We start from the raw sequence: 22160 nt of genomic DNA on the forward strand, positions 1-22160 counted from the left end.
ACAGCGCCGATGGTACTGCAGGGGGGACCCTGTGGGAGAGTAGGACACCGCCGGACTTCTTTCGAGAAATGGCCACCCACTGCTGGGTGGCCATTTCCCGTTAACACACCATGATGGAGCGTGAGGGAAGAGGGGGTCCGTGATGGCCGCAGAGGAACGACCGCGTCGCGAGGACGATGACCGCGCGCGCGGACCGCGCCGTGACGGAGAGCGGAAGCCCTACCCGAAGCGCGACGGTGAGCGTAAGCCGTACCCGAAGCGCGACGGAGAGCGTAAGCCGTACGCCCCTCGCGACGGAGAGCGTAAGCTGTACGCCCCTCGCGATGGAGAGCGTAAGGCGTACGCCCCTCGCGATGGTGAGCGTAAGCCCTACGTCCCGCGCGACGGTGAGCGGAAGCCGTACCCGAAGCGCGACGGAGAGCGGAAGTCCTACGCCCCTCGCGACGGGGAGCGCAAGCCGTACCCGAAGCGCGATGGCGAGCGTAAGCCGTACGCCCCGCGCGACGGCGAACGGAAGCCGTACGCCGCACGCGACGGCGAACGGAAGCCGTACGCCCCTCGCGACGGCGAACGGAAGCCGTACCCGAAGCGCGACGGCGAACGGAAGCCGTACCCCCCGCGCGACGGTGACCGCCGCGCGACGCGACCGCCGCAGGGGTCGGACCGCCGCAGCGGACCCGCGGGTCCCGTGCTGCCCGCCGATGTCACGCCGCAGGACCTCAACGGGCCGGCTCGCAACGAGCTGAAGACCCTGAGCAAGGAGAACGCGGAGCAGGTCGCGCGTCACCTTGCGATGGCCGCTCGTCTGATCGACGACGACCCCGCTCTCGCCCACGAGCACGCCCTCGCGGCCTCGCGCAGCGCCGGGCGCATCGCGGTCGTCCGCGAGACGGTCGCGATCACCGCTTACGCGAACGGCGACTTCCCCCTGGCGGTGCGGGAGCTCCGCACGTACCGTCGGATCTCCGGCCGTGACGACCAGATCGCGCTGCTGGTGGACAGCGAGCGCGGCGTGGGTCGCCCCGACCGTGCGCTCGAGGTCGGCCGCGCGGTCGACCGGGCATCGCTGCCCGTGGACGTGCGGGTCGAGCTCGCGATCGCGATGTCGGGGGCGCGCCTGGACCTCGGCGAGAACGAGCGGGCGCTCCAGGAACTCGACATCCCCGAGCTCGATCCCGACCGCGCCTTCAGCTGGAGCCCCGGTCTGTTCGCCGCGCGCGCCGCCGTGCTCGAAGAGCTCGGACGCACCGACGAGGCCGCCGAGTGGCAGCGCCGCGCCGACGTGGCGGCCGACGCCCTCGGCGCGCTCGACGCCGACCGCGAGACCCTCGAGATCGAGGAGATCGAGGAGATCGACCTGCCCCAGGAGACCGCGGCGCCGGAGGAGACCGACGGCGCCGACGAGGTCGAGTCCTCGGCGGATGACGCGACTGCGGAGGCCGCGGACGCGCAGCCCGACGAGACCGCATCGGAACCGGTGCCCAGTGTGCAGGACGAGGTCGACGAGATCCTCGCCGAGGCGGGGATCGACGAGGAGGACGACTCGGCCACCGATGCCGCTGGCGATGACGCGGCGACCGCGAAGGCTCCCGCCGACACGACCGACGACGCTCCGAGCGCCTCCTGATGGCCCTGTTCTCCCGTCGCCCGGCCACCGGGTCCGCACCCCTGGACGGTGTGGACGTCGTGCTGGCCGACCTCGACGGCGTGGTCTACGCAGGTCCCGGCGCCCTGCCGCATGCGGTGGAGAGCCTCAACCGCGCCGGCGAGACCCGCCGCCTCGGCTTCATCACGAACAACGCATCCCGCCGCGACACGACCGTCGCCGAGCACCTGCGCGAGCTGGGGCTGACGGCGACGCGAGCCGAGGATGTCGTCACGAGCCCGCAGGCGGCGATGCGTCTCCTCCGCGAACGCATCGCCCCCGGCGCGACGATCCTGGTCGTCGGCGGGGACGGCCTCGTCTCCGAGCTGGAGAAGTCCGGCTACGTCGTCACGCGCAGCGCGGACGACGGGCCGGCCGCGGTCGTGCAGGGCTTCGCGCCCGATGTGGGCTGGTCGCAGCTGGCGGAAGCCGCTTACGCCCTCGCGCTCCCGGAGGACGAGGGCGGCATCCCGTGGATCGCCACCAACACGGACTGGACGATCCCGCAGGCGCGGGGGATCGCTCCGGGCAACGGCACACTGGTCTCCGCCGTGCACACGGCCGTCGGTCGCCTCGCGCTCGTCGCGGGCAAGCCGGAGCGCCCGATCTTCGACGAGGCCGTCGCGCGCTTCGGCGCGCAGCATCCGCTCTTCATCGGCGACCGGCTCGACACCGACATCGCGGGCGCGCAGTCCGCGGGGATCGACTCGGTCCTGGTGCTGACCGGTGTCGACCGCCCGAAGCACGTCCTCGCCGCCCCGACCTCGTCGCGGCCCACGTACATCGTCGGCGACCTGCGCGAGCTGGATCAGCCGTACCCGGCGACCGTGGTGGACGGCGACGTCACGCGGGTGGGGACGGCCGCGGTCCGGATCGACGGCCCCGACGTGCACATCGTGAGCGAGGGGGATCGCCCCATCGACCTCGTGCGGGCGGGTGCCGCAGCGCTCTGGGCGACCGGGCGCGCGATCTACGGCTTCCGTGTGCCGGAGCGACTGTACGCCGATCCGTTCCACCGCCCCTGAGGGTCGGTGCCCCGCCCGGCGGCCCGCCGCGTATCGTGGAGGCATGTCGATGGATGCCGCTGATGCCGACGCCCGCCGCGACGATCTGCTCTCCACGCTCGAGGTGATCGAGGGTCAGCCGCTCGCGGAGCGCGCCACTGCGTACGCGGCGGTGCACGACGAACTGGCCCGCCGGCTCGAGTCCGGCCCGCGGGACCCGTCGGCGTGAGCTCGCGACTGGATGCCGCCGTCGCGGCACGCGGGCTCGCGCGGTCTCGCACGCACGCTGCGCAGCTGATCGAGGCGGGCCTGGTGAGCGTGGACGGCGCACCGGTGGTCAAGTCGTCCGCTCGCGTGGCGGACGACCAGGAGGTGACGGTCGCGGCGTCCGATCACTACGTGAGCCGGGCGGCGCACAAGCTCATCGCGGCCCTCGACGCCTTCGGGGTCGAGGTGGTCGGCCGCGTCTGCCTCGACATGGGGGCCTCGACCGGCGGCTTCACGCAGGTGCTGCGCGAGCGCGGCGCGGCGCGGGTGCTGGCGGTCGACGTCGGGCACGACCAGCTCGCCGACGCGATCGCCGCCGATCCCGGGGTGACCGTGGTCGAAGGCTTCAACGTGCGCCACATGACGCCGGAGAGCCTCGCGGAGGCGACCGGAGGACCGGTCGTTCCCGCCCTGATCACCGGCGATCTGTCGTTCATCTCGCTGACGCACGTGCTGCCCGCCGCGGCCTCCGTCGCGGCGCCCGACGCCGACCTCGTGCTCCTGGTCAAGCCTCAGTTCGAGGTCGGTCGCACCGGCGTGCGCGAAGGCCTCGTCACCGATCCTGCGGCGCGCGCCGACGCGGTCGCGGGAGTCCTGTGGTCGGCGTGGGATGCGGGCCTCGGCACGTTCGGCGTCGTCGCGTCGCCGCTCGCCGGCACCCACGGCAACCACGAGTACCTCGTCCACCTGCGCCCGGTGCTCCGGGTGTCCGGCGATCCCGAGGAGCGCGCCGTGGGCAATCCGACAGAATATCTGGAGACCGTGAACCGACTGGCGGGAGCGAGATGACCATCGGGGCCCCCCTGCCCGCGCGCGATATCCTCGTCGTCGCGCACGCTCGGCGCGACGACACCGTGCGGGCAGCCCGCCGTGTCATCGAGGCGATCCTCTCGGCCGGCGCCCGGGCCGTGCTGCCGGCGGAGGACGACGAGCTGCGCGAGGCACTCGGCGACGTGGGCCAGCTGGCGACGCTCGGTGCCGACGTCACGGTCGATGCGCTCGAGATCGCGATCGTCCTGGGCGGCGACGGGACGATCCTGCGCGCGGCGGAGCTCGTCCGCACCGGCACCGCCCCGATCCTCGGCATCAACATGGGTCACGTCGGCTTCCTCGCCGAGATCGAGGCGGATGTCATCGACGACGCCATGCGCCGCGTCATCGATCGCGACTACGACGTCGAGGAGCGCATGACGCTCGACGTCGAGGTGCGGGCCGCCTCGGGCTCCGTGATCTACGAGACGTGGGCCCTCAACGAGGCGACCGTCGAGAAGGCCGCGCGCGAGCGGATGATGGAGGTCGTCATCGAGATCGACAGCCGTCCGCTGTCGAGCTTCGGATGCGACGGCGTCGTCATCTCCACGCCGACCGGTTCCACCGCGTACAACTTCTCCGCGGGCGGGCCGGTGATCTGGCCGACGGTCGAGGCGATCGCCGTCGTCCCGCTCTCCGCGCACGCCCTCTTCGCCCGTCCGCTCGTCGTCGGCCCCGAGGCCACGGTCGCCATCGACGTGCTCGCCCGCACCGACGGCACCGGCATCCTGTGGTGCGACGGGCGGCGCTCGCACGACCTGCCGCCCGGGGCGCGCGTGGTCGCGCGGCGCTCGCCCGAACACGTCCGCCTCGCGCGGCTGCACCCGGCACCGTTCACAGACCGCCTCGTGCGCAAGTTCCAGCTGCCCGTGGCGGGGTGGCGCGGCCCTGTCACGACATCGGCGATCCCCGTCGTCGGACCGGTCGGGGAGCCGCCCGCATGATCGAGCAGATGACGCTGCGCGATCTCGGGGTGATCGCGCGGGCCACGCTGCAGATGGGAGCCGGATTCACCGCGATCACGGGTGAGACCGGCGCCGGCAAGACGATGGTCGTGACCGGCCTCGGCCTGCTCATGGGGGAGCGCTCCGACGCGGGCACCGTGCGTTCGGGCGCGGCGCAGGCCGTCGTCGAGGGCGTCTGGGTGGTTCCCGAGACCGGCCCGGTCGGCGACCGCGTCGCCGACGCCGGCGGCGACATGGAGCCCCTCGGCGACGGACGTGCCGAGCTGTACCTGTCGCGCACCGTCACCGCCGAAGGTCGCAGCCGTGCGAGCGTCGGCGGCCGCGCGGCGCCCGCGGGCGTGCTCGCCGACCTCGCCGAGCAGCTCGTGGTCGTGCACGGGCAGTCCGACCAGCTGCGCCTGCGGTCCGCGGCTGCCCAGCGCGACGCGCTCGACCGATTCGGTGCGGGCGACGTCGCCGGCCCGCTCGCCGCGTACCGCGAACGCTTCGAGCGTGCGCGGGCGCTGAGCGCCGAGCTGGAGGAGCTCACCGCGCACCGCGCGGATCGGGTGCGCGAAGCGGACGAGCTGCGTGCCGCCCTCGCCGAGCTCGACCAGATCGATCCCCAGCCGGGGGAGGACGTCGAGCTCGCTCAGCGCGCGGAACGACTCGCCAACGCCGAAGAGCTCCGCCTCGCCGCGACCCGAGCACACGAGGCGCTCTCCGGCGACGGCGAGCTGCCGGACGTGGTGACGCTCCTGGCGGAGGCCCGTCGCGCCCTGGAGCGGGCGGCGGGAAGCGACGCCGCCCTCGCCGCGCACGTCGCCACGCTCGAAGAGCTCGGCTACCGGGCATCCGACCTCGCGACCGACCTCAGCGGATATCTCGCCGACCTCGACGAGTCGGGGCCGCACGAGTTGGCCGCCGTCGAGGAGCGACGCGCGGCGATCGGCGGGCTCGTGCGCACGCACGGATCGCTCGAGGACGCCCTGGCGGTGCGCGACGGCGGTGCGCTCCGCCTCGCCGAGCTCGACGACGACGACGATCGGGTCGAGCGTCTGACGAGCGAGCGGGATGCGGCGACCGCGGAGCTCGACGACGCCGCCGCCCGCCTGACCGCCGCCCGCACGGATGCGGCGTCGCGCCTGTCGGATGCCGTCACCGCCGAGCTTCGCGCCCTCGCCCTCCCCGACGCGCGCGTCGTCGTCGCGGTCGCCCCCGCGGCGCCGAGCGCGGCGGGGCGCGACGAGGTCACGATCCTCCTCGCCCCGCACCCCGGAGCCGACCCCCGCCCCGTCGCCAAGAGCGCGTCCGGCGGCGAGCTGAGTCGCGTGATGCTCGCCATCGAGGTCGTGATCGCCGGCGCCGACAGCGTGCCCACGTTCGTCTTCGACGAGATCGACGCGGGCATCGGCGGGGCCGCCGCGATCGAGGTGGGCCGCCGCCTCGCGGCGCTCGCCCGCACGAGCCAGGTGATCGTCGTGACCCACCTCGCCCAGGTCGCCGCCTTCGCCGACACGCATCTGACGGTCGTGAAGGCGAGCGACGGCTCGGTGACCGCCTCCAGCGTCCGTGCCCTCGACGGCGCCGAACGCGAGGCGGAGATGGCGCGTCTGCTGTCGGGGCTGCCCGACTCGCCGGCCGCGCTCGAGCACGCGCGCGAGCTGCTGGGCCTCGGCACCGCCCCGGCCTGACCCGCATCGCCGGGCGTGCTCCGCCCCGCCGGGCCGCATCGCTGATAGGATGAAAGCCCGTGACGGACACTCATTCAGACGCGGGCAGAACTCAGAACGACACCACCAAGCACATCTTCGTGACCGGCGGTGTCGTTTCGTCGTTGGGGAAGGGTCTGACCGCCGCGTCGCTGGGCAATCTGCTCACCGCGCGCGGACTGCGGGTCGTCATGCAGAAGCTCGACCCGTACCTCAACGTCGATCCGGGCACCATGAACCCGTTTCAGCACGGCGAGGTCTTCGTCACCGACGACGGCGCCGAGACGGACCTCGACATCGGCCACTACGAGCGCTTCCTCGACATCGAGCTGAGCCAGGCCGCCAACGTCACGACCGGGCAGATCTACTCGGAGGTGATCGCCAAGGAGCGCCGGGGCGAGTACCTCGGCGACACCGTGCAGGTCATCCCGCACATCACCGACGAGATCAAGCGGCGCATGCGGCTGCAGGCCGACGAGACGCCCCAGCCGGACGTCATCATCACTGAGATCGGCGGCACCGTCGGCGACATCGAGTCGCAGCCCTTCATCGAGTCGGCTCGGCAGATCCGCCACGAGCTCGGCCGCAAGAACGTGTTCTTCGTGCACGTCTCGCTGGTGCCGTTCATGGGCGCCTCGGGCGAGCAGAAGACCAAGCCCACCCAGCACTCCGTCGCGGCGCTGCGGTCGATCGGCATCCAGCCCGACGCGCTCGTGCTGCGCAGCGACCGGCCGGTCACCGAGTCCAACAAGCGCAAGATCGCACTCATGTGCGACGTCGACGAGGACGCGGTCGTCAACGCGATCGACGTCCCCTCGATCTACGACATCCCCACGATGCTCAACGAGCAGGGGCTCGACAGCTACATCGTCGGAGCGCTGGGCCTGGACCGCAAGGCGGCGGACGTCGACTGGACGCGCTGGAGCACGGTGCTCGGCGCCGTCCACAACCCCAAGCACGAGGTGACCATCGGCCTCGTCGGCAAGTACATCGATCTGCCGGACGCCTACCTCTCCGTGACCGAGGCGCTCAAGGCCGGCGGGTTCGCGCAGGAGACCAAGGTCCAGGTGCAGTGGATCCCGTCCGACCTGTGCGAGACGCCCGAGGGGGCCGCGAAGGCCCTCAGCGCCGTCGACGGCATCGTCGTGCCCGGCGGGTTCGGCATCCGCGGCATCGAGGGCAAGCTCGGCGCGCTGCGCTTCGCCCGCGAGCAGGGCATCCCCACGCTCGGCATCTGCCTGGGCCTGCAGTGCATGGTGATCGAGTACGCGCGCAACGTCGCGGGCATCGCGGATGCCTCGTCGAGCGAGTTCGACCCGGACACCGCCCACCCCGTGATCGCGACGATGGCCGAGCAGGTCGACATCCTCGACCACGGCGACCTCGGCGGCACGATGCGCCTGGGCCTCTACGAGGCCGAGCTCGCCGAAGGGTCCCTCGCGGCGGAGGTGTACGGCGCCTCCCGCGCCAGCGAGCGTCACCGCCACCGCTACGAGGTCAACAACCGCTACCGCGACCAGATCGCCGACGCCGGTCTCTGGTTCTCGGGGCTCTCGCCCGACCGCAACCTCGTCGAGTACGTCGAGCTGCCGCGCGACGTGCACCCCTACTACATCGCCACCCAGGCGCACCCCGAGCTGCGGTCGCGTCCGACCGAGGCGAACCCGCTCTTCCGCGGTCTCATCGCCGCGGCGCTCGAGCGGCACCGTGCGAGCGAGCTGTTCGAGGTCGAAGGTGACTGACCTCCGCGACGAGCCGGTCGAGATCGACATCCTCGACACGGAGCGCGTCTTCGCGGGGCGGGTGTGGGACATCCGCCGCGAGGAGTTCGCCTACAACGGCGCATCCATCGTGCGCGAGTACATGGACCACACCGGGGCCGTCGCCGTGCTCGCCCTCGACGAGGACGACCGCGTGCTGCTGATCAAGCAGTACCGGCACCCGGTGCGCATGCGCGACTGGGAGATCCCGGCGGGGCTGCTCGACATCGAGGGCGAGGATCCGCTGGTCGCCGCCCAGCGCGAGCTCGCCGAGGAGGCCGACCTCACGGCGTCGCGGTGGGACGTCCTGAGCGACTTCTTCACGACGCCGGGCGGCAGCAACGAGGCGATCCGGATCTACCTCGCCCGCGGGCTCGCCGCGACGCCTGAGGCGTTCGAGCGGGACGACGAAGAGGCCGACATCGAGGTGCGCTGGGCTCCCCTCGACGAGGTCGTCGACGCCGTGCTGGCCCGGCGCGTGCAGAACCCGTCGCTCGTGATCGGCGCGCTCACCGCGCAGGCGTCGAGGGCGCGCGGCTGGTCGACGCTCGCGCCCTCCGGCGAGGAGTGGACGCGCCGGCCCGGCGGCCGACCCGACGCCGGGGGAGCGCCGACGGCGTGAACCTCGACCGCGCCGTCGACGCCTACCTGAGGCACATCACGATCGAGCGCGGGCTGTCCGAGCACACGGTCGCGGCGTACGCGCGCGACCTCGCGGTGTACCGCGCGTGGCTCGCTGAGCGGGGGATCGACGACACGGATGCCGTCACGGCCGCCGTCGTCGCCGAGTTCGCCGCCGAGCGGGCGTCGGCCGACCCTCCGCCGGCGTCGACGTCGCTCGCGCGGCTGCAGTCGTCGGTGCGCGGACTGCACCGGTTCCTCGTGCGGGAGGGGCACGGCTCGGTCGACCCGACCGACCGACTGCGACCGCCCAAGGCCCCGCAGCGGCTGCCCAAGGCCCTGTCGATCACGCAGATCGAGGCGTTGCTGGATGCGGCGGGCCCGGCCCCGGGCGACGCCGTGGAGACCGACCTCGTCCGGCTGCGGGACCGCGCGCTGCTCGAACTGCTGTACGCGACCGGCGCGCGGGTGTCGGAGGTCATGCAGCTCGACGTCGACGACGTCGCCCACGGCGAGGTGCTGCGCCTGCGCGGGAAGGGCGCCAAGGAGCGCATCGTCCCGGTGGGATCGTATGCGCGCGCGGCCGTCGACGCGTACCTCGCCCGTGCCCGCCCCGAGCTGTCGCGCCGGGGGAGGGCGACGCCGCGCCTGTTCCTGGGGGCGCGGGGGGCGCCCCTCTCGCGGCAGGGGGCGTGGCTGGTCATCCAGGCCGCGGCGGAGCGGGCCGGGCTGACCGCCCACGTGTCGCCGCACACCTTCCGGCACTCGTTCGCGACCCATCTGCTGCAGGGCGGCGCCGACGTGCGGGTCGTGCAGGAGCTGCTGGGTCATGCCTCGGTCGCGACGACCCAGATCTACACCCACGTGACGGTCGACGCCCTCCGGGACGTCTACCTCACCTCCCACCCCCGAGCCCGCTGACCGCGTCCGTCCGTCGCCGAGGCCGTCGGCGGGCGGGGGTTTTGCACGGCGGGAGGGACCGGGGCCCGCGGGCGGGGAGCGGAAGATGGAGGGCGTGACCATCGAGGCGCCCCCGCGACTGTTCCGCCCGGGCCGAGGGCTCGCGATCTGGTGGGTCGTCGCGGGCGTCGTCGGCTGGATCGTCGCCTTCCTGCTGTACCTCGAGTACATCGGCCAGCTGACCGGAGCGGACGCCCTGATCTCCTGCAGCATCAGCCCGATCGTCACGTGCGGGCCCAACCTGCTCTCCCCGGGCGGCAACCTGCTCGGGTTCAGCAACTCGATCCTCGGGATGGTCCTGTTCCTCGGGCCCGTCTACGCCGGGGTGAGCGCCCTGGCGACCCCGGGCGGCCACCGCGCCTGGTACTGGCGCACCTACGCCGTGTTCGTCGCCGCGGCCTTCGTGTTCGTGCACGTCCTCGCCTACCGGAGCGTCTTCGAGTACGGCTCGCTGTGCCCGTGGTGCATGGTGATCTGGCTCGTCACGATCCCCCTGTTCTTCACCGTCCTCGGCTGGACTCTCCGGGCCGGCCTCTGGGGCGGTGCGGCGCGATCGACGGGGGCCGCGATCCTCTCGTGGCTGCCGCTCATCGTCCTCGCCGACTACCTCCTCATCGCGGTGACGGCGCAGCTGCGCCTCGACGTGATCGGCAGCCTGTTCTGAGCTCCGGGCCGGGCTTTTGCACGGCGTTCGGCGCTCCGCGACCTCGCCCCGGCGGCGGAGGATGACGGCATGGCACTCTTCGGCAGACGCGCGCACGCGGGTGCCGACATCGCGCAGACGCGGGACGCCGGCGACCCCGCCCGCACCGACTTCCCGTTCCTGAGCCCCGACGACGTCTACCTCGACGCGGCATGCCAGTCGCTGCGCCCTCAGCCCGTGCTCGACGCGATGTCCGAGTACTACCGCGAGTACGGGGCGTGCGGCGACCGCGGCCGCTACCGCTGGGGCCGGCGCGTCGACGAGAAGGTGGATGCGGCGCGCGCCGCCACGCTGACGGCGCTCGGCCTCTCCGCGCGCACCCACACATGCGCCTTCACGCTCAACACCACCCTGGGGCTCAATCTGCTCCTGCAGCAGCTGCCGACCGGGCGGTACGCCCGCATCGTGACCACCCACCACGAGCACAACTCCGTGTTCCTCTCCACGATGACCGCGGCGCGCCGGCTGGGCGTCGAGCGCGTCGTCGTCGACCGCGGTCCGGACGGCGCGGTCGACCTGACCTCCGTCGACCTGACGGACGCCGTCGTCGTCCTCTCGGCGATGGACAACGTCACCGGCACCCTGACCCGCGACCTGCGGGGCATCGTCGCCGACGTGCAGCGGCACGGCGGCGCGGTGATCGTCGATGCGGCACAGGCGGCGCCGCACGCCTTCGAGGCGCTGCACGGGCTCGGTGCGGACGCCCTCTGCTTCTCCGCCCACAAGCTGTACGCCCCCTCGCTCGGCGTCGTCGTCGCCGCCGACGCCCTGCTGACGAGCCTGGAGCTGCAGATCGTCGGCGGCGGGCAGGTCGACGCCGTCACGGAGGACGGCTTCACGCCGTCCTCCGCCCTGCACACACGCCTCGAGCCGGGTCTGCAGGCGTGGGGCGAGATCATCGGCTACGGCGCCGCCCTCGCCTGGTTCCTCGCGCGGCGCGGCGACATCGACGCGCGTGAGGCGACCCTCGGCGAGACGCTGTACGCCGCGCTCGCCGACATGCCGCACGTCGCGGTCGTCAATGCCGCGCCCTCCGCGACGATCTCCGTCGTGCCCGAGCGGGTCGACGCCCACCGGCTCGCGGTCTTCCTCTCGCGGGCGGGCATCTCCGTGCGCAGCGGCCACTTCTGCACCCACCACTGGCTCGCCGAGCGGGACGGGCTGCCCGCCCTCGTCCGCTTCAGCCTGGGCGCCCACACGACACCCGGCGACATCGACCGCGCGGTCGGGGTCATGGGCCCGATGATGGCGGGGCTGTAGCCGTGGTCTGCATCGTCGCCTTCATCGTCGTCCTCGTCCTCTCGGCCGTGTCGGCGAAGTATCGCAAGCTCCTCGGCAAGGCGTGGGGCTGCTTCTCTCGCCGCGTGACCTTCCGGGCGTGCGACAGCTCGTTCCGCGACGATGTGAAGTCCTCGATGCTCGCCCCGCTCGCGGTCCGGGCTCCGCGCCTGGTGAAGCCCGCCTCGATCGCGATCGAGGTGCTGGCGTGGATCATGGTGCTCTCGCTCGTGGTGAGCCTGTACCTGCTCGGGCGCAGCGGCCTGAACCTCTTCGTCTACGGCACCTGCGACAAGCAGGACACCCAGGCCTGCACGCTCGCGGCGCAGGCGTGCTCGATCGGCGGCAGCGAGCCGGGCTTCTGGGAGTCGATCGGGACCGGCGACGTGATCGGCGCGTTCGGCCGCGAGTTCGCCTCGGTCGGCGACACGATCTCGACCATCCCGAGCCGACTGCGCGAATGGGATGCCGCGGAGTTCGCGAGCCCCGACGCGACCTACCTCGGCGGCTACGTCCCGGGCCGGCCCGTCGCGCTGGAGGTGCTGGACCCCGGCTGCCGCTTCTGCGCGGAGCTGTTCCGCAACATGCGCGCCTCCGGATTCGACGAGACCCACAACGTCACCTACATCGCGTATCCGATCGACGGCGGGTTCGGCCCGAAGTTCGCCAACTCGCCGTTGGTCGCGTCCTACCTCACGGCGGTGCGCGCGTGGGAGGCGGAGCACGGGAGCTCGGCGGGGGAGACCGGCGACTGGTACATCCTCGAGCAGCTGTTCACGACCGACGCCGCCGACGGGCAGACCACGCAGGAGTGGATGAACGACGCCTCGCCGGAGGACGCGACCGCTCGCCTGCGGACCTGGCTCGCCGACGACGGCTACTCCGCGGAGGAGGTCGACCGGATCGCCGAGCTCGCGGCGTCGCCCGAGGTCGCGGACACGCTCGCCGCGAGCCGCACGGTCGTGGAGGACCGGATCCGGACGGTCGCGATCCCGTCGCTCATCGCGGGAGGTCGGCTGCATTCCGGCCTCGTCGACGTGGATGCCCTGCGCGGCATGCACTGAAGCGAGGGCACCGGATGCTCTGAACCGGGGGCTGCGGCGGGGCGGGCTCACCCACACACCGACGGCACTCGCGGCGCGCGGCGTGTCGTATGCGAGAATCGCAGGGCACGGTTCCGAGAGGACAGCAGAAGGCAGGTATCGGTGGCGGAGAAGACGCGGGGCGCGAAGCAGGCCCCCTCCGAGGACGTCCCGATCGGTCCGACCGGTCGCCCGTACCACGGCTTCCCGACCCCGGCGCCGCTCGCCTCGCACGGTCCGGCGCGGATCATCGCCCTCTGCAACCAGAAGGGCGGCGTCGGCAAGACGACGACGACCATCAACCTGGCCGCCTCGCTCGCCCAGTACGGCCGCCGCGTCCTCGCCATCGACTTCGACCCGCAGGGCGCGCTGTCGGCGGGGCTGGGCATCGCGACGCACGACGTCCCGACGATCTACGACCTGCTGCTGGACACGAAGCGCGACCCGCACGAGACGATCGTGCACACCTCGGTCGACGGCCTCGACGTGATCCCCGCGAACATCGACCTGTCCGCGGCGGAGGTGCACCTCGTCAACGAGGTCGCACGCGAGACCATCCTCTCGCGCGTGCTGCGCAAGGTCACCGGCGAGTACGACGTCATCCTCATCGACTGCCAGCCGTCGCTGGGCCTGCTCACCGTCAACGCGCTGACCGCGAGCCACGGCGTGCTCATCCCGCTCGAGTGCGAGTTCTTCGCGCTGCGCGGCGTCGCCCTCCTGATCGAGACGATCGACAAGGTGCGCGACCGCCTGAACCCCGCGATCGAGCTCGACGGCGTCCTGGCCACGATGTACGACCCGCGCACGCTCCACTCGCGCGAGGTGCTCGAGCGGGTCGTCGAGGCCTTCGGCGACGACGTGCTGGAGACGGTCATCGGGCGCACCGTGAAGTTCCCGGATGCCTCGGTGTCCGGCATGCCGATCACGAAGTTCGCGCCGGAGCACGCGGCGGCCCAGGCCTACCTGCGCCTCGCGCGGGAGCTGGTCGCCCGTGGCGCCGTCGCCTGAGCACCGCCCCGACGATCCGCCCGACGGCTTCCGCGTCTCGCTCGCGGGCTTCGACGGCCCGTTCGACCTCCTGCTGACGCTGCTGGGCCGGCACGAGCTCGACATCACCGAGATCTCGCTGAGCCGCGTGACGGACGAGTTCATCTCGTACCTCAAGGGGCTGGAGGACGAAGAGGAGCTCGAACAGGCATCCGAGTTCCTCGTGGTCGCCGCGACCCTCCTCGACATGAAGGTCGCGGGGCTCCTGCCGCAGGGCGAGCTCGTGGACGCCGAGTCGGTCGCGCTCCTGGAAGCCCGCGACCTCCTGTTCGCCCGCCTGCTGCAGTACCGCGCCTTCAAAGAGGTGTCGGCGTGGTTCGAGCGCAGTCTGCGCCGTGAAGACCGGCGCCACGTGCGCGCCGTCCGCCTCGACGAGAAGTACCGCCGCGCCGTTCCGGAGCTCGTCTGGACCCTCTCGGTCGACGACTTCGCCGCCCTCGCGCTCCTCGCCTTCGCGCCGAAGGAGATCCCGCACGTCGGCCTCGACCACCTGCACGCCCCGCTCGTGTCGATCCGCGAGCAGGCGGCCGTCGTCGTGACGCTGCTGCGGGATGCAGGCACGCTGAACTTCCGTGAGCTCGTCGCCGGCGTCGCGCAGACGGGCGTGGTGGTGGCCCGCTTCCTCGCGGTGCTCGAGCTCTACCGCCACGCCGCCCTGTCGTTCGAGCAGCTCGAACCGCTCGGCGAGCTCACCCTGCGCTGGACCGCCGAGCGCTGGTCCGAAGAGAACCTCGCCTCGTTGGGAGCCGACTATGACCGCTGATCCCGAGACCGACCTCGACGCCGCGCCCGTGCGCTCGCAGGAGCCGGTCGACATCCGCCGCCGCATCGAGGCGATCCTCCTGATCGTCGACGAGCCGCAGAGCCTCGTCGCGCTCGCGGCCGCCGTGGGCTCGCCCGTGCCGGCCGTGCGGCAGGCGGTCGCCGACCTCGTGCGCGACTACGACGGCGAGGCGGACGGCCCGCGGCGCGGCTTCGAGCTGCGCGAGGTCGGCGGGGGATGGCGCCTGTACGTGCGCGACGAGCACGACGACCTCATCGCCGAGTTCGTCGGCGGCCAGGCGCCCTCGCGCCTGTCGCAGGCGGCGCTCGAGACCCTCGCCGTGATCGCCTACAAGCAACCCGTGACCCGCAGTCAGGTCGCCGCGATCCGCGCGGTCAACGTCGACTCCGTCGTGCGCACGCTCCTCGCGCGCGGGCTCATCACCGAGCTGTTCACCGACCCGGAGACCGGCGCCATCAACTACGGCACGACGGAGGCCCTGCTCGTGAACCTCGGGATCAATGCGCTCGATGAGCTGCCCCACATCTCCCCCCTGCTCGACGACGGAGCGGACGGCTTCGACGCGGAGGTCATCCGATGAGCGCGGGGGAGGGCCTGGCCGACGGCGTGCGGCTGCAGAAGGTGCTCGCGAACGCCGGCGTGGCCTCGCGGCGCGTGTGCGAGCAGTTCATCGTCGAGGGCCGCGTGCGGGTGAACGGGCAGGTGGTCACCGAGCTCGGCACCCGGATCGACCCGGCGACCGACCTCGTCGACGTCGACGGCACCGCTATCCAGCTGGATGCCACGAAGCGCTACGTCATGCTCAACAAGCCGACCGGCGTCGTCTCGTCGATGAAGGACGAGCAGGGCCGTCCCGACCTCCGCCGCTTCGCGAAGGACTGGGACGAGCGGCTCTACAACGTGGGGCGCCTCGACGCCGAGACGTCGGGCCTACTCGTCCTCACGAACGACGGCGACCTCGCCCATGTGCTCGCCCACCCGTCGTTCGGGGTCACGAAGGTCTACATCGCGAAGGTCGACGGCCGCGTCACCGCGCAGACGATCGCCCGCCTGACCAAGGGGGTCGACCTCGACGACGGCCCCATCGCCGCCGACAGGGCGCGGCTGCTGGACGCCTCCGCCGGGACGTCGCTCGTGGAGCTCACGCTGCACTCGGGGCGCAACCGCATCGTGCGGCGGATGATGGCCGAGGTCGGGCATCCCGTCATCGAGCTCGTGCGCCGCCAGTTCGGCCCGCTGCACCTGGGAACGCTCCCTGCGGGGCGGGCACGGGAGTTGACTACAGTGGAACGCGGCGCGCTGCTGACCGTCGCGCGCCAGACGGCGCCGTCCGCGCCCCCCGAATCCTGACCCCGAGGCGGAGACTGTGACCGACCCGACCGTCGTCGACGCGCGCCCCCGAGCCGCGCGCACCGCGGGCACCGTCCGCGTCGTCGGAGCGGGCCTGCTCGGTGCGAGCATCGGCCATGCCCTCCGCGGGCTCGGCGTCGACGTCGCGCTCGCCGACGCATCGCCCGCGCAGCTGCGGCTGGCGATCGACTACGGCGCCGGGCGCGCCGCCGCGGACGGCGACGCCCCCGTGCTGATCGTCGTCGCCGTGCCCCCGGACGTGATCGCCGAGGTCGTCGAGCGCGAGCTCGCCGCCTTCCCCGGGGTCGTCGTCACCGACGTCGCGAGCGTCAAGCTCGAGCCGCTGCACGCACTGCGCGAGCGCGGCGTCGACCTCACCCACTACATCGGCTCGCACCCGATGGCGGGGCGCGAGCGCGGCGGCGCGATCTCGGCCCGGGCCGACATCTTCGTCGGCCGCCCGTGGGTCGTCTGCCGCGACGGCGAGACGCCCGCCTCCGACCTCGCGCTCGTCGAAGGGCTGGCGCTCGACCTCGGCGCGACGCCGATCGAGATGACCCCCGAAGAGCACGACCGCGCGGTCGCGCTCGTCTCGCACGTGCCGCAGCTGGTGGCATCCCTCCTCGCCGGGCGCTTCGTGGACGCCCCGGGCGACTCGCTGCAGCTGGCGGGGCAGGGCGTGCGCGACACGACGCGCATCGCCGCGTCGGCGCCCGAGCTGTGGGTGCAGATCCTCGGAGCCAACGCGGAGCCCGTCGTCGACGTCCTCGACGCCCTCGCCGCCGACCTCTCGGGCATCGCGGACGCGCTGCGTCAGCCCGAGGCGCCCGGCGCCCGCCGCGCGGTCGCCGACATGATCCGCCGCGGCAACGACGGCGTCGACCGCCTGCCCGGCAAGCACGGTCAGAACCGGCGCTTCGAGCAGATCGTCGTCATGGTCGACGACACCCCCGGCCAGCTCGGGCGCCTGTTCGGTGAGCTCGGCGAGCTCGACGTCAACGTCGAGGACCTGCGCCTCGAGCACTCGCCCGGTGCACAGTTCGGCCTCGCCGAGATCAGCGTCGTCCCGGGTGTCGTCCGTCACGCCGAGGAGGGCCTCGTCGCCCGCGGCTGGAAGATCGCGAGCATCCCCGAATGACCGTCACCATCGCCGTCGACGGGCCCGCCGGGTCCGGCAAGTCCAGCGTGTCGAAGGAGGCCGCCCGCCGCCTCGGCTTCGGCTATCTCGACACCGGCGCCGCGTACCGCGCCCTCGCGTGGCACGTGCTCGATCTTGCCGGTGCCGGTGCCGGTGCCGGTGCAGAGGCGGAGAGCGAGGCCGGTGCGGCCACCGCCGACGAGACCGTCGTGCTCGACGCCGCCGAGGAGTTCCCCTACGCGATCTCCCTCGATCCCGACGACTACTGGGTGCGGGTCGGCGACACCGACGTGACCGAGGCCATCCGCGAGCCGCGCGTGACCGCGGCCGTCAGCGGCGTCGCCCGCGTGCCGGCCGTGCGCGCACGCGTCAACGACCTGTTCCGCACCCTCGTCGCCGAGTCGGGTCGCCCCGGCGTCGTCGTCGAGGGTCGCGACATCACGACCGTCGTCGCCCCCGACGCGCCGGTGCGGATCCTCCTGACCGCCGACCCCTCGGTGCGCGCCGCCCGCCGGAGCGCCGAGCTCGACACCCACGACGCCGCGGATGTCGCGGCCGCCCTGCACCGCCGCGACGCGGCGGACAGCCAGGTCGTCGACTTCCTCACCGCCGCCCCCGGCGTGAGCGTGGTCGACTCGACCGATCTCGATTTCGCACAGACCGTGGCCGCCGTCCTCGACGTCGTCGCCGCGGGGATCCAGGAGAACCACGATGGCCGCTGACGACGAGTACGAGGGCGGCCCCGACCGCCTCGAGGAGAAGATGGCGGCCCTCGACGAGGTGCTCGCCGACCAGCGCGCCGCCGCCCTGCGCGCGTCGCTGGGCGACTACGACCTCGACGAGGACGACGCCGACCTGCTCGCGGGCTTCACCGCGGGCGGCGAGATCGTCGAGATGCTGCCGGCGCTGCCGGTGGTCGCGATCGTCGGGCGGCCGAACGTCGGCAAGTCCGCGCTCGTGAACCGCATCCTCGGCCGCCGCGAGGCCGTCGTGGAGGACACCCCGGGCGTCACGCGCGACCGCGTCACGTACAAGGCCGAGTGGATGGACCGCCGCTTCTCGCTCGTCGACACGGGCGGGTGGGAGCCGGATGCCAAGGGCATCGACCGCTCCGTCGCCGCCCAGGCCGAGGTCGCGATCGACCTCTCCGACGTGATCCTGTTCGTCGTCGACGCGATGGTCGGGGCGACCGCGACCGACGAGGCCGTCGTCCGGCTCCTGCGCACGACGAAGAAGCCCGTCTTCCTCGTCGCGAACAAGATCGACGACGCCCGTCAGGAGCCCGAGGCCGCGGCCCTGTGGAACCTGGGGCTCGGCGAGCCGCATCCGGTGTCGGCGATCCACGGGCGCGGCGTCGCCGACCTCCTCGACGAGGTCATGAAGGTGCTGCCGGAGATCTCCGCCGTCGCGAAGGCCGAGCTCGGCGGACCGCGCCGCGTCGCGATCCTCGGGCGCCCGAACGTCGGCAAGTCGTCGCTGCTCAACAAGGCGGCGGGCGAGGAGCGCGTCGTCGTCAACGAGCTCGCCGGCACGACGCGCGACCCGGTCGACGAGATCGTCGAGCTCGGCGGCAAACTGTGGCGCTTCGTCGACACCGCGGGCATCCGTCGCCGCGTGCACCTGCAGCAGGGCGCCGACTTCTACGCGTCGCTGCGGACCTCCGCCGCGCTGGAGAAGGCCGAGGTCGCCGTCGTCGTCCTCGACGTCTCCGAGACGATCAGCGTGCAGGACCTCAACATCATCGACCTCGTGCTCGAGTCGGGGCGCGCGCTCGTCCTCGCCTTCAACAAGTGGGACCGCCTGAACGACGACGACATGGAGAACGCCGACCGCCGGCGCTACCTCGAGCGCGAGATCGAGCAGGACCTCGCCCACGTCACGTGGGCGCCGCGGGTCAACATCTCGGCGCGCACGGGCCGTCATCTCGAGAAGCTCGTCCCGGCGCTGGAGACGGCGCTCGCCTCGTGGGACCAGCGCATCCCGACCGGCAAGTTCAACGCGTTCCTCTCGGAGCTCGTCGCCGAACATCCGCACCCGCTGCGCGGGGGCAAGCAGCCGCGCATCCTGTTCGGCACGCAGGCGTCCACCCGGCCGCCGACGTTCGTGCTGTTCACCACGGGGTTCCTCGACCCGGGCTACCGCCGGTTCATCCAGCGACGCCTGCGCGAGATCTTCGGCTTCGAGGGCACGCCCATCGTGACGAACATGCGCGTGCGGGAGCGCCGCCAGCGCTGACGCGCGTCGCGCTGCCGCCGCGCTGCCGCCGCCTCGCGCCGTCGCGCTGCGTCGCCGCCTCGCGCCGTCGCCGCGTCGCGCCGTCGCCGGCCGGTGAGACATCACTTTCGCCTCGAGAAACCACCTCCTGCGGGGTTTCTCGAGGCGAAAGCGGTTTCTCGCGGGGGAGGTAGGGGAGACGGACGCGCGAGGGCGGCGGTGAGGGCGAGGGAGACAGGGCCAGGCGAGCCGCGGCGCAGCCGCGTCAGCGCACCACGAGGGAGGCGAAGCGCTCGACGGGGAGATCCTCCAGCGTGAGGCGGGATGCCGCGGCATCCGCCGGCAGCTCCTCGACGCGCGGGAGCGGGGAGCGTACGCCGGTGTCGCGGAACCGCTGCACGGCCCAGCAGTCGACGCCGGCGTCGGCGAGCCGGCAGCCGAGCTCGCGCAGGCCCGCGTCGTCGATCGCGGCGGGATGCACGGTCGTGCGCACCTCGAAGTCGAGCGGACGGTCGGTGCCCGCCCGCAGCAGCCGGTTGCCGAGCACGAGCTCGAGTGACCGCCACGCGTTCTCGGCGCTCCGGGGGCGGCCGGTCACCGTGTCGTACGCCTCGGGGAGGGCTTTGATGTCGAGCCCGACCCAGTCCACGTGCGGCAGCGCGTGGGCGAGGAGCCCGGGGTAGGCGCCGCCCGTGTGCAGCCCCACCTGGAAGCCCAGCGCCCGCACGAACTCCATCGCGGGGATCAGGGCCCGCTGCAGGGTCGGCTCCCCGCCGGAGAACACGACCCCGTCGAGTAGCCCGATCCGGTCGCACAGCAGGTCGGTGACGTCGCTCCACGACACGTCGCCCTCGGCCCTCGGGTCGATGAGGGCGGGGTTGTGGCAGTAGAAGCAGTTCCACGGGCATCCCTGCAGGAACACCGTCGCGGCGAGCATGTCGGGCCAGTCGACCGTCGAGAACGGGGTGATCCCCGCGATGTTCAGCTCGTGGGCTGCAACGCTGCGTGCCATGATCCCTCCTCAGGGAGCGGGGCCGTGGAGAAATACGTCCGCTCCTCAGCTTCGCCCTTCTTGCCGATGTTGAAGCTCGCGATCGGCCGGAAGTAACCCATCACGCGCGTCCACACCTCGCACGCCGCGCCGCAGTCGGGGCAGTCCTCGTGGTGGCCGGAGCGGTAGCCGTGCGTCGGGCAGATCGAGAACGTCGGCGTCACCGTGATGTACGGCAGGCGGAAGCGCGACAGCGAGCGGCGGACGAGTTCGCGGCACGCCTCGGCCGAGGGCATCGCCTCGCCCATGTAGAGGTGGAGCACCGTTCCGCCGGTGTACTTGGCCTGCAGGGGCTCCTGCAGCTGCATCGCGAGGAACGGGTCGGCGGTGTATCCGACGGGCAGCTGCGACGAGTTCGTGTAGTACGGGTTGTCGTCGGTGCCGGCGTGACGGATGCCCGGGAGGCGCGCGATGTCCTCCTTGGCGAACCGGTACGTCGTGCCCTCGGCCGGGGTCGCCTCGAGGTTGAACATATGGCCGGTCTGCTCCTGGAACTCGACCATGCGCGCGCGGACCCGGTCGAGCAGGCGCGTCGCGAAGGCGGCGCCCGCCTCGGACGTGATGTCGTCGGCGTCGCGCGTGAGGTTGCGGACGTACTCGTTGATGCCGTTGACGCCGATCGTCGAGAAGTGGTTGTCGAACGTGCCGAGGTAGCGCTGCGTGTAGGGGAACAGGCCGCCCTCGAGGTGGTGGGCGATGACCGCGCGCTTGGCGACGAGGCTGTCGCGGGCGATCTCCAGCAGCTCGTCGAGGCGGGCGAGCGCCGCGTCCTCGTCGCCGGAGTGAACGAACCCGAGGCGCGCGCAGTTGATCGTGACGACGCCGATCGATCCGGTCTGCTCCGCGGAGCCGAACAGGCCGTTGCCGCGCTTCAGGAGCTCGGTGAGGTCGAGCTGCAGGCGGCAGCACATCGAGCGGATCATGTGCGGATCGAGGTCCGAGTTCACGAAGTTCTGGAAATATGGGAGGCCGTACTTCGCGGTCATCGCGAACAGGGCGTCGGTGTTCTCGCCGTGCCAGTCGAAGTCCTTCGTGATGTTGTACGTCGGGATCGGGAAGGTGAAGGCGCGCCCGTCCTGGTCGCCGCCGGCCATCACGTCGATGAAGGCGCGGTTGATCATCGCCATCTCCGAGGCGAGGTCGCCATAGGCGAAGCTCTGCACGCGGCCGCCGACGAGGGGATGCTGCGCGGCGAGGTCGTCGGGGCAGACCCAGTCGAAGGTGAGGTTCGTGAACGGGGTCTGCGTGCCCCAGCGGGAGGGCACGTTGAGGTTGAAGATGAACTCCTGCATCCCCTGCCGGACCTCGTCGTACGAGAGGGCGTCGAGGCGGACGTAGGGGGCGAGGTAGGTGTCGAAGGAGCTGAACGCCTGCGCGCCGGCCCATTCGTTCTGGAGCGTCCCGAGGAAGTTGACCAGCTGGCCGAGCGCGCTGGAGAAATGCTTCGGGGGAGCGGAGGCGATCTTGCCGGAGACACCGTTGAAGCCCTGCTCGAGGACCATCCGCAGCGACCAGCCGGCGCAGTATCCGGCGAACACGTCGAGGTCGTGGATGTGCAGGTCGCCGTCGCGGTGCGCCGTGCCGGCCTCGGGGGCGTAGACCTCGTCGAGCCAGTAGTTGGCGATGAGCTTGCCCGCCGCGTTCAGGATCATCCCGCCCAGCGAGTACCCCTGGTTCGCGTTCGCGTTCACGCGCCAGTCGGCGCGGGCGAGGTACTCGTCGATGGTTCCGGCGACGGGGACGGTGCGGGGGGATGCCATGGGGTCTCATTCCTGGAACGAGGCTCGCGT

21 protein-coding genes are annotated in these 22160 nt (G+C 72.3%); 19 read left to right on the forward strand and 2 right to left on the reverse strand.

The annotated features are described in order from the left end of the window. Positions 1–688: 688 nt before the first annotated feature. From WFI00_RS16480 to der, 19 genes are all read left to right on the forward strand, one after another. Entirely contained in the window at positions 689–1627 is a 939-nt protein-coding gene (locus WFI00_RS16480) for a hypothetical protein (RefSeq protein WP_336633391.1), read from the forward strand. Continuing rightward, positions 1627–2670, forward strand: coding sequence for an HAD-IIA family hydrolase (locus WFI00_RS16485; RefSeq protein ID WP_336633392.1), 1044 nt, complete (start codon positions 1627–1629; stop codon positions 2668–2670). Before WFI00_RS16480 ends, WFI00_RS16485 begins: the two co-directional genes overlap by 1 nt. 43 nt (positions 2671–2713) lie before the next feature. Beyond that, on the forward strand, positions 2714–2878 hold the full coding sequence (locus WFI00_RS16490) for a hypothetical protein (protein WP_336633418.1): 165 nt from the start codon (positions 2714–2716) through the stop codon (positions 2876–2878). Then, on the forward strand, positions 2875–3705 hold the full coding sequence (locus tag WFI00_RS16495; protein ID WP_336633393.1) for a TlyA family RNA methyltransferase: 831 nt from the start codon (positions 2875–2877) through the stop codon (positions 3703–3705). Before WFI00_RS16490 ends, WFI00_RS16495 begins: the two co-directional genes overlap by 4 nt. Further along, complete coding sequence (locus tag WFI00_RS16500; protein ID WP_336633394.1) at positions 3702–4670, forward strand: NAD kinase; 969 nt, start codon at positions 3702–3704, stop codon at positions 4668–4670. Before WFI00_RS16495 ends, WFI00_RS16500 begins: the two co-directional genes overlap by 4 nt. Beyond that, on the forward strand, positions 4667–6364 hold the full coding sequence (gene recN / locus WFI00_RS16505; protein WP_336633395.1) for a DNA repair protein RecN: 1698 nt from the start codon (positions 4667–4669) through the stop codon (positions 6362–6364). Before WFI00_RS16500 ends, recN begins: the two co-directional genes overlap by 4 nt. Positions 6365–6423: 59 nt before the next feature. Next, the gene (locus tag WFI00_RS16510) at positions 6424–8124 is read left to right on the forward strand and encodes a CTP synthase (RefSeq protein ID WP_336633396.1); all 1701 of its coding nucleotides are present in this window, start codon (positions 6424–6426) and stop codon (positions 8122–8124) included. Then, positions 8117–8764 carry an NUDIX hydrolase gene (locus tag WFI00_RS16515; RefSeq protein ID WP_336633397.1) on the forward strand — a complete coding sequence of 216 codons (648 nt, stop codon included), beginning with the start codon at positions 8117–8119 and terminating at the stop codon, positions 8762–8764. The genes WFI00_RS16510 and WFI00_RS16515 overlap by 8 nt, the downstream gene beginning before the upstream one ends. Continuing rightward, positions 8761–9684 carry a site-specific tyrosine recombinase XerD gene (locus tag WFI00_RS16520; RefSeq protein ID WP_336633398.1) on the forward strand — a complete coding sequence of 308 codons (924 nt, stop codon included), beginning with the start codon at positions 8761–8763 and terminating at the stop codon, positions 9682–9684. The genes WFI00_RS16515 and WFI00_RS16520 overlap by 4 nt, the downstream gene beginning before the upstream one ends. Before the next feature lie 94 nt (positions 9685–9778). Next, positions 9779–10387, forward strand: a complete 609-nt coding sequence (locus tag WFI00_RS16525; protein ID WP_336633399.1) for a vitamin K epoxide reductase family protein — start codon at positions 9779–9781, stop codon at positions 10385–10387. 69 nt (positions 10388–10456) lie between these two features. After that, positions 10457–11686, forward strand: coding sequence for an aminotransferase class V-fold PLP-dependent enzyme (locus WFI00_RS16530; protein WP_336633400.1), 1230 nt, complete (start codon positions 10457–10459; stop codon positions 11684–11686). A gap of 2 nt (positions 11687–11688) precedes the next feature. Next, entirely contained in the window at positions 11689–12768 is a 1080-nt protein-coding gene (locus WFI00_RS16535; protein WP_336633401.1) for a hypothetical protein, read from the forward strand. A 141-nt stretch (positions 12769–12909) separates the two neighbouring features. Continuing rightward, a complete protein-coding gene (locus WFI00_RS16540; protein ID WP_336633402.1) occupies positions 12910–13794 on the forward strand; it encodes a ParA family protein in 885 nt (294 codons plus the stop codon). Then, the gene (locus WFI00_RS16545; RefSeq protein WP_336633403.1) at positions 13778–14596 is read left to right on the forward strand and encodes a segregation and condensation protein A; all 819 of its coding nucleotides are present in this window, start codon (positions 13778–13780) and stop codon (positions 14594–14596) included. Before WFI00_RS16540 ends, WFI00_RS16545 begins: the two co-directional genes overlap by 17 nt. Further along, a complete protein-coding gene (gene scpB / locus WFI00_RS16550) occupies positions 14586–15197 on the forward strand; it encodes an SMC-Scp complex subunit ScpB (RefSeq protein ID WP_336633404.1) in 612 nt (203 codons plus the stop codon). The genes WFI00_RS16545 and scpB overlap by 11 nt, the downstream gene beginning before the upstream one ends. Beyond that, positions 15194–15967, forward strand: a complete 774-nt coding sequence (locus WFI00_RS16555; protein ID WP_336633405.1) for a pseudouridine synthase — start codon at positions 15194–15196, stop codon at positions 15965–15967. Before scpB ends, WFI00_RS16555 begins: the two co-directional genes overlap by 4 nt. Positions 15968–15983: 16 nt before the next feature. After that, positions 15984–17105 carry a prephenate dehydrogenase gene (locus tag WFI00_RS16560; protein WP_336633406.1) on the forward strand — a complete coding sequence of 374 codons (1122 nt, stop codon included), beginning with the start codon at positions 15984–15986 and terminating at the stop codon, positions 17103–17105. Further along, positions 17102–17827: a (d)CMP kinase gene (gene cmk, locus WFI00_RS16565; protein ID WP_336633407.1), complete on the forward strand. Its 726-nt coding sequence runs from the start codon at positions 17102–17104 to the stop codon at positions 17825–17827. Before WFI00_RS16560 ends, cmk begins: the two co-directional genes overlap by 4 nt. Further along, a complete protein-coding gene (gene der / locus WFI00_RS16570; RefSeq protein WP_336633408.1) occupies positions 17817–19340 on the forward strand; it encodes a ribosome biogenesis GTPase Der in 1524 nt (507 codons plus the stop codon). The genes cmk and der overlap by 11 nt, the downstream gene beginning before the upstream one ends. Before the next feature lie 244 nt (positions 19341–19584). Here der and WFI00_RS16575 read toward each other — a convergent pair whose 3' ends face one another. Together WFI00_RS16575 and WFI00_RS16580 are read right to left on the reverse strand one after the other, a co-directional pair. After that, a complete protein-coding gene (locus WFI00_RS16575) occupies positions 19585–20331 on the reverse strand; it encodes an anaerobic ribonucleoside-triphosphate reductase activating protein (RefSeq protein WP_336633409.1) in 747 nt (248 codons plus the stop codon). Then, a complete protein-coding gene (locus tag WFI00_RS16580) occupies positions 20301–22130 on the reverse strand; it encodes a ribonucleoside triphosphate reductase (RefSeq protein ID WP_336633410.1) in 1830 nt (609 codons plus the stop codon). The genes WFI00_RS16575 and WFI00_RS16580 overlap by 31 nt, the downstream gene beginning before the upstream one ends. Positions 22131–22160 lie beyond the last annotated feature (30 nt).

Source organism: Microbacterium sp. MMO-56, assembly GCF_037146215.1.
Classification (GTDB): Bacteria; Actinomycetota; Actinomycetes; order Actinomycetales; family Microbacteriaceae; genus Microbacterium.

Excerpts from the sequence above, each read along its gene's own strand:
- WFI00_RS16485 (WP_336633392.1), top strand. The coding sequence starts at position 1,627 with ATGGCCCTGTTCTCCCGTCGCCCGGCCACCGGGTCCGCACCCCTGGAC.
- WFI00_RS16490 (WP_336633418.1), top strand. The coding sequence starts at position 2,714 with ATGTCGATGGATGCCGCTGATGCCGACGCCCGCCGCGACGATCTGCTC.
- WFI00_RS16500 (WP_336633394.1), top strand. The coding sequence starts at position 3,702 with ATGACCATCGGGGCCCCCCTGCCCGCGCGCGATATCCTCGTCGTCGCG.
- recN (WP_336633395.1), top strand. The coding sequence starts at position 4,667 with ATGATCGAGCAGATGACGCTGCGCGATCTCGGGGTGATCGCGCGGGCC.
- WFI00_RS16530 (WP_336633400.1), top strand. The coding sequence starts at position 10,457 with ATGGCACTCTTCGGCAGACGCGCGCACGCGGGTGCCGACATCGCGCAG.
- scpB (WP_336633404.1), top strand. The coding sequence starts at position 14,586 with ATGACCGCTGATCCCGAGACCGACCTCGACGCCGCGCCCGTGCGCTCG.
- WFI00_RS16555 (WP_336633405.1), top strand. The coding sequence starts at position 15,194 with ATGAGCGCGGGGGAGGGCCTGGCCGACGGCGTGCGGCTGCAGAAGGTG.
- cmk (WP_336633407.1), top strand. The coding sequence starts at position 17,102 with ATGACCGTCACCATCGCCGTCGACGGGCCCGCCGGGTCCGGCAAGTCC.
- der (WP_336633408.1), top strand. The coding sequence starts at position 17,817 with ATGGCCGCTGACGACGAGTACGAGGGCGGCCCCGACCGCCTCGAGGAG.
- WFI00_RS16575 (WP_336633409.1), bottom strand. The coding sequence starts at position 20,331 with ATGGCACGCAGCGTTGCAGCCCACGAGCTGAACATCGCGGGGATCACC.
- WFI00_RS16580 (WP_336633410.1), bottom strand. The coding sequence starts at position 22,130 with ATGGCATCCCCCCGCACCGTCCCCGTCGCCGGAACCATCGACGAGTAC.